5 protein-coding genes and 2 pseudogenes are annotated in these 6,838 nt (G+C 62.9%); 2 read left to right on the forward strand and 5 right to left on the reverse strand.

The genetic code is table 11. The features are described 5' to 3' along the window. The 3 genes and pseudogenes from G6017_RS15520 to G6017_RS15530 form a co-directional block, all read right to left on the reverse strand. Positions 1 to 630, reverse strand: a pseudogene (locus G6017_RS15520) (UDP-glucose 6-dehydrogenase); the annotation flags it as partial. Between the two features lie 100 nt (positions 631 to 730). Further along, the gene (locus G6017_RS15525; RefSeq protein ID WP_182618141.1) at positions 731 to 2,569 is read right to left on the reverse strand and encodes a nucleoside-diphosphate sugar epimerase/dehydratase; all 1,839 of its coding nucleotides are present in this window, start codon (positions 2,567 to 2,569) and stop codon (positions 731 to 733) included. Between the two features lie 47 nt (positions 2,570 to 2,616). Then, positions 2,617 to 4,011 carry a polysaccharide biosynthesis tyrosine autokinase gene (locus tag G6017_RS15530; RefSeq protein WP_182618143.1) on the reverse strand — a complete coding sequence of 465 codons (1,395 nt, stop codon included), beginning with the start codon at positions 4,009 to 4,011 and terminating at the stop codon, positions 2,617 to 2,619. A 620-nt stretch (positions 4,012 to 4,631) separates the two neighbouring features. On the opposite strand from G6017_RS15530, the gene G6017_RS16555 reads away from it, so the two are divergent. Further along, positions 4,632 to 4,949 (forward strand): hypothetical protein, encoded by a 318-nt coding sequence (locus G6017_RS16555; protein WP_206682440.1) that lies wholly within the window; start codon positions 4,632 to 4,634, stop codon positions 4,947 to 4,949. On the opposite strand, the gene G6017_RS15540 is transcribed toward G6017_RS16555, so the two are convergent. Beyond that, a complete protein-coding gene (locus G6017_RS15540; RefSeq protein WP_182618146.1) occupies positions 4,932 to 5,777 on the reverse strand; it encodes a helix-turn-helix domain-containing protein in 846 nt (281 codons plus the stop codon). The genes G6017_RS16555 and G6017_RS15540 overlap by 18 nt on opposite strands. A gap of 131 nt (positions 5,778 to 5,908) precedes the next feature. Here G6017_RS15540 and G6017_RS15545 point away from each other — a divergent pair, with 131 nt between their 5' ends. After that, entirely contained in the window at positions 5,909 to 6,370 is a 462-nt protein-coding gene (locus G6017_RS15545; RefSeq protein ID WP_182618148.1) for a MaoC/PaaZ C-terminal domain-containing protein, read from the forward strand. Positions 6,371 to 6,433: 63 nt separating this feature from the next. Here the strand turns inward: G6017_RS15545 and G6017_RS17100 are convergent. Next, a pseudogene (locus tag G6017_RS17100) lies at positions 6,434 to 6,838 on the reverse strand (non-homologous end joining protein Ku); the annotation flags it as partial.

A 6,838-nucleotide genomic window follows, 5' to 3' on the forward strand; every position in this document is an offset into this window, starting at 1 on the left:
TGCCGTGGCCAGGTCCGTCACGATCACCGGGCACGGATCGGCCTCAAGGATCGGTGCGTACGCCTCTTCGACCCGGTCCCGCGCCATCCCCCGCGCACCCTCACCGCCGGCCAGGCCGATCACGATCCGATCCGGCGTCAGGGTGTCCGCCACGGCGAAGCCCTCGCGGAGGAACTCCGGGTTCCACAGCACCTCGACGCGCACCCCGTCCGGGGCGTGCCAGTCGGCGATCTGTTGCAGCCGCGCGGCCGTGCCCACCGGCACCGTCGACTTGCCCACCACCGCCGCATCCGCGGACAGCAGGGGCGTCAGCCGCGCCACGACGTCCTCCACGTGCGAGGTGTCGGCAGCGAACTCACCCTTGCGCTGCGGGGTCCCCACCCCGACGAAGTGCAGGTCCGCGAACGCGGCCGCCTCGGCGTAGTCGGTGGTGAACCGCAACCGCCCCGAGTCCACGTGCCGCAACAGGATCTCCGGCAGACCCGGCTCGTAGAACGGCACCTCACCGCGCCGCAGCCGCTCGATCTTGGCCTCGTCGACATCCACCCCCAGCACCTCGTGGCCCAGCTCGGCCATGCAGGCGGCGTGGGTCGCACCGAGGTACCCGGTCCCGAACACGGTCATACGCATTGAAATCACCTTTGTGAAAAGTCGAAACTCAGATAGTGGGCAAACTTACGATCCCGTCTATCGGGGTGTTTCTCTTGTTCTAACTGCGGCTTACATCAAGTTATCTGTACACGTTCCGAATAAGCCAAGTCATAGCCTTCTCATGGTTATCAATTGATTCGGTAACGATTCGATCAATCGCGATGGGGGGCACCCGCACTTCGGACAGGGCTTGGTGTTGGGAACTAATCTCCGGCTCTTCCGAGTCGTCAAAGAGCTCCTCCGACAGTTTCTCGTTTTCACGTAGGCCGGTGTAGATAATCTCCAGTTTCTTTCCCGACTGCTCGATCAACGTTCTTGCCACGTCCGCAATCTTGATCGGCTCCCCCATGTCCAAAACGAGAGTGTCGCCGCTCGATCCGACGGCTGCAGCCTGAAGCACTAGTTGGCAGGCCTCAGGAATGGTCATAAAGAAGCGTTCGACATGGGGATCAGTCACGGTCAGAGGACCGCCGTCTTTGATCTGCTTCTCAAAAACTGTGAGCACTGAGCCGCGGGAACCGAGAACATTGCCAAAGCGAACAGAAACGTATTTGGCGCGCTCGTCCTTTTTAGCTTGCGCTGCCGTCATTCTTTCTGCAATCCGTTTGCTAGTGCCCAGCGCCGAGCTCGGGTTGGCGGCCTTGTCCGTGGAGATGTTGACGAAGGTCTCCACGCCGCTAAATGAGGCGGCCTCAAGCAGGTTCAGGGTGCCGAGGACGTTGGTCTTTAGGGCTTCCAGCGGATAGTGCTCAAGTAGCGGCATGTGCTTGAGCGCTGCTGCATGGAAAACAATTTGGGGTTTCCGCTGGGAGAAGATTTCCTGGATCGAGCGCCGGTCGCGGATAGATGCGAGGATCGTGTCCTCACCATCGAGCATCGCCTGGTCCTGGATCGAGAGCTGAACCGCATGCAAACCAGATTCATCTCGGTCCAGCATCATGAGTTCAGCGGGACGGAACCTGCTGATCTGGCGACACAGCTCGGACCCGATCGAGCCTCCTGCGCCGGTCACCATAATCCGCTTGCCGCGGAGGTACTCAGCAATTTGCGTCTGATTGAGTTGCGCTTGCTTACGACCCAACAAATCATCCACGTTGATCTCGCGAAGCTCATCCACTGCGACACGGCCCCGCATCATCGAATCGAGTGGCGGCAGCACCAGAACGTGCAATCCTGCCGCTTCTGCCCGGTCGCGAATGTCGATGAGCTCGTCGCTGGGCAGGCTCGGTACTGCGAGCAGGAGAGTGGAAGCTCCCGTCTTCTTGGCCGACTCTTCGAGCTTCTCTCGTCCACCGTGCACGCGAACGCCCTCGATCACCATGTGTAGCTTCCCTGCGTCATCGTCCAGAATTCCGACCGGGTTGAAGTGGGCGACCTCCGAACGTCGAAGCTGGCGCACGAGCTGGAGTCCGCCGTCACCGGCACCGAAGACCAGCGCACGCTCCGCATCCTTTGTCCCACCTGCACCGAACAGCTTCTTCCGCCGCACGAGTGATCGGAGAACAAGCGCGCCAAGGATGGTGAAAGCTCCGGTCACGATGGACGTGGAGCGTGGGACACCTTCGTACTGACCTCCGACGATGTGACCCAGGAAAACCGTGAACGTGACCGTCGAAAAGACGAACGTGACGACACTGGACTCTAGAACACTGCCGGGCACGAACCGGCCACGGTACAACCCGACCGCCCAGCCTACGATCCACGTCAGCACGATGAGCGCAACTAGGATTAGGTACGCACTCCCCATCCTCAGGGATTGGGCCAGCCGGTCCACCGAAAAGTCAAATCGCATCCACAGGGCCAGGACGAACATCGCCGCCCACAAGGCGGCATCGACGGCAATCCACTGGGATGTGCCGACACCGATGGGGCGGCGAAAAGGCCCTTTGAACCGTTCAGCTTGAGGATCCTTGGTCATATCAAGTCCTCCCTGGGTCTCCAAACGCTCTGCACTGAAAAGCTCACTCAGGCTTTCCCAGCCGCTGAGGATGTTTTGGACGAGTAGTAGTACGAGTCGTAGTACCCGGCTGAGCCCTTCTTAGCGGGCTTGTTAGCCACCGTCACGATGCCCAGGAGGGTGGCGTCTGCCTTCGCCAGGTTGTCCACTGCCTGCGCGACCTGATCTGCGGTGGTCCGGTGTGAGCGGACCACGAGCAATGCGCCATCCGTGATCCTGGCGAGTAACGCGCCGTCCGTCACAGGGAGAAGCGGCGGAGAGTCGATGATCACGTAGTCATACTTGCTGCGGAGCTCGTCGATGAGGTGTCGCGCCATATCGGAGGCGAGGAGCTCGGAGGGGTTGGGCGGCAACGGGCCGCACGCTAGCAGGTCTACGCCGTCGTGTCGCGTTTCCTGCACTACGTCGGCAAACTCGGCCTGACCGGACAGGATGTTGGTCAGGCCCACCTTGTCCGGCATGGACATGTAGCTGACCACCAGGGGGCGCCGGAGATCCGCCTCGATCAACAGAACCCGATTACCGGACTCGGCGAGTGCGAGCGACAGGTTGATCGCGGTCTCGGACTTGCCCTCCATCGCTACTGATGAAGTCAGCACAAAGACACGCGGGGGATTGTCCACGTTAAGGAACTGGAGGTTGGTGCGCAGTCGCCGGAAGGATTCCGCCGCCGGAGAATGGCCCTCGCGGAACGGAACAATGTGCTCGGCGCCATCTTCCTTGTCCTCCGCCTTGCGGAACGGAATCGACCCCACGACGGGCTTACCCGCGATCGATTCCAATTGCTCCGGGGACTTGACCCTGCGGTCGAAAGCGTTGATGAGGAGCGCGATGCCGACGCCGGCGAGAAGCCCCAGGACGAGCCCGATCGCCACGTTCTGCTCGGTCTTGGGCGCGATAGGCGAAGTCGGCAACGCGGGCGGATTGACCACGGTGAGCTTCGCCAGCGCCGGGCCGCCGCCATCCGGGGTCTCGAGGCGGTTGATGGCCTCGGGGAGGACCTCACCGAAGCCCTCCGCCAACTGGAGTGCGCGCTGCGGGTCGGAATCCGTGACCGAGACATTGAGCAGAACGGTCCTTGCATCGGCAGTGGCCGTGGTCTGGCCCGCCACCTGGGAAGGGGCGAGGTCAGCCCTGGCGGCGTCCACCACCTGCTGAGCGATATTCGTGCTCTCGACGAGCGCAGCGTAGGACTGCACCCGCTGCTGAGCTCCGAGTGAACCCTGGTAGGCCGCGGCAGCGGAATCCCCGCCAGCGACGGTCACGTAGAACTGGACCTTGGCTTGATAGCTCGGAGGGGTGAGCAAGCTCACCCCTAGCGCCAAGAGCCCCCCGATGAGCGTTGCAGCCACAATGACGATCCAGCGGGCTCGGAGTACGGACAACAGGTCCCGCAGATCCACTCCAGGGTCCTTTCCTTAAGGCGGTCACACGAAAGCGACCCAGTTCAGCGGACGCGAATCAGGTCAAACAATGACACTACTTTGCTGAGGGCCGCCTCAACACTCGTCGTTCACACGATGAACATGACTTCACCGAAACGGACCACGCGGCAGGCCCCGCCCCGTTTCTATGCGTTCTAAGTCGGGCTACGTGATTTCGTCCCCGCGAGACGCCGACCCCGTTGCCGCTGGCTGACGCTTGTTGTCACGACACGTTTCCTGCTGGTAAGGCGATTGCGGGCTTGTCCGCCGCCAGCGCAGAGCTCCACCCCTTGACCGACTTTCCCGGGCAAGGCGACGCAATAGTAGTGGTGGCGGGGGCTAGGGACGGCCATTCCGTTTACACCCGGCATCTCGCTGAGAATGGGCTGACGGGCCGCACCTTTGTGTCCCGGCCGCGCCATTCGTCCGGGCGATCCACCACCGCTCTCGACTCCTGCTGCGCCGCCACGCCCGTCCTCACACTCGATGGGCGGGGCCTTGAGATCGAGTGCTCTGCTCTCGACGCCGACACGACCAAAACTAAAACCACTGCCGCCACCCGGATAGCCCACAGCCGGGGGTGGAAGTCTCTCCTCGTCGTGGTCTTCGTCGTCACTGGCGTCCGCGTCGCCGCCTCGGTCCTTCACACTCGCCCGCAGGGCGGCCAGCAGGTGGGCGACCTCATCGTCACCGTCGTCGTCGGACGCTTCCTCACGCTCCTCGACGGTGAACCCCTCTCCCCCGGCCGCCTTGGCCTCGATAAGCTCCTTGAGCTGAATCTGGTAGTCGTCCTCGTACTTCTCCGGCTCGAAATCCCCGTGATCCGGACGCGGCCGAGGCCGCGATGGAGGTGTTCGTCGAGCGCTCCGCCCGGTACTACCGCCGCTACCTGGCCGACGTCATGTCCCAGCCCGTGAAGTGGGAGCTCTAGCTGATTCCCCGTGACGCGCCAGGTAGGCGGCGGTGGCGGCGTCAGCGGGAAGGAACGTCTCGATGACCAGTTCGGACAAGGTGACATCCAGAGCGGTTCCGAACGTTGCCATCATCGCCAGGAACGACAGACGCGCATCGCCGACTTGTACGAGCAGCGGAACGTACACGGGATTCGCATCGGTGTCGGTCGGCTGTCGGTCGTCGGAACCGTGGTGGGGGTAGGCGGCCAGCTCATCGTGGAGCGAGAGCATCTCGGTGTCAGCGAACGCCAGGGCACTCCGACGAAGTCCGCCGAGCACGAATGCGCGCCACTGAGAGAGGTTGGCGATGTGGGGTGCCATGCCCTCCGGATGCAGCGTCATGCGCAGCGCGTTCAGTGGTCGCTCGGCGAGCAGATCCGGGGAGACGACCTGGGTGAGCACACCGACCGCAGCGTTGGTCTCGAGCACATTCCACATCCGGTCCACCGCCAGAGCCGGGTACGGCTCGTGGGCTGCGAGAATCTCGCGCACCGCAGTCCGAGCCGATGCCATTCCGGGAGAATCCAGGTCATTCTCGGAGTAGCGCGGCGCGAAGCCGGCAGCCATCAACAATTGATTGCGGTCCCGCAAGGGGACTTCGAGGTGCTCCGCAATCCGAAGCACCATGTCCCGGCTGGGTTGGGACCGCCCGGTCTCCACAAAACTGAGGTGACGAGTGGAGATGGCTGCCTCGTTGGACAACTCGAGCTGGCTCACTCGCCGATGCATGCGCCATTGCCGGAGCAGTGCGCCGACAGAAGCGGAGGTGGCGGTGCCGGTGTTCGTCGTCATGGGACAAGTCTGTCCCAGTGAACGACGCGGCTCCATGACCTCCCAGGTAATCGACGCCACGACCCGGCTGAGTTCAGAGTGGAGTCCGGACGATCGGAACCGCCGATAGTCCGACTTCGTGAGAGGGCGACATGACCGACATCTACTACGCGGACGATCTCGAACCCGGCCAACTGATCCCACTCGGGAGCTACACCATCACCGAGGAGGAGATCGTCACCTACGCACGGCAGTGGGATCCGGTGTTCATCCACACCGACCCGACCGCGGCCGCAACAACCCCGCTCGGTGGCGTCATCGCCAGTGGACTACACACCTTGGCGATCTACCAGCGCTTGGCCGTGCCCGCCTTCTGGTCCCGTTTCACGGGAGGGGTGGGACGCAGTTTCGAGATTCAGTTCCGTCGGCCGGTGCGGCCGGACACCACATTGACCGGACACCTGACAGTGCAAGAAATGACTCCACGACCCGAACGCGGCGATGCAAAAGTCACCATAACCGCAGAACTCGCCGACACCAGCGGCGATACCGTTCTCGAGCTGACCAACCATTCCGTACTCCCGCTCCGCAGCGGCGCCGCAGGCTCAGCTTGATTGCTGCCAGCACACCGGGAGGAGCGCTGCGGATGACTCTGGATCGCGCGGCTGTCGGTTGGGTTAGGCGGACTTCTTGGCGGGCGCCTTGCGGGCGGTGGTCTTCTTGGCCGTCGACTTTTTCGCAGTTGATTTCTTGGCCGTCGACTTTTTCGCCGGTTCCTTTTTTGCCGCAGACTTCTTGGCGGGAGCCTTCTTCGCCGCCGTCTTCTTGGCCGGGGTCTTTTTCGCCGAGCTCGAGCTGCTCTTCTTGGCCGACGACTTCTTCGCGGAGCCGGAGTCCTCGTCGTCGTCGTCGTCTTCGTCATCGCTGTCGTCCGCGTCGCCGCCGCGGTCCTTCACGCTCGCCCGCAGGGCTGCCAGCAGGTCGGCGACCTCGTCGTCACCGTCGTCGTCCGAGGCTTCCTCGCGCTCCTCAACGGTGAACGCCTCTCCCCCGGCTGCCTTGGCCTCGATGAGCTCCTTGAG

The organism is Dietzia sp. B44 (assembly GCF_014145245.1).
GTDB lineage: Bacteria > Actinomycetota > Actinomycetes > Mycobacteriales > Mycobacteriaceae > Dietzia > Dietzia natronolimnaea.

Bases quoted from the DNA above. Each gene is read 5' to 3' on its own strand.
- G6017_RS15525 (WP_182618141.1), bottom strand. From the start codon at position 2,569: ATGACCAAGGATCCTCAAGCTGAACGGTTCAAAGGGCCTTTTCGCCGC.
- G6017_RS15540 (WP_182618146.1), bottom strand. From the start codon at position 5,777: ATGACGACGAACACCGGCACCGCCACCTCCGCTTCTGTCGGCGCACTG.
- G6017_RS15545 (WP_182618148.1), top strand. From the start codon at position 5,909: ATGACCGACATCTACTACGCGGACGATCTCGAACCCGGCCAACTGATC.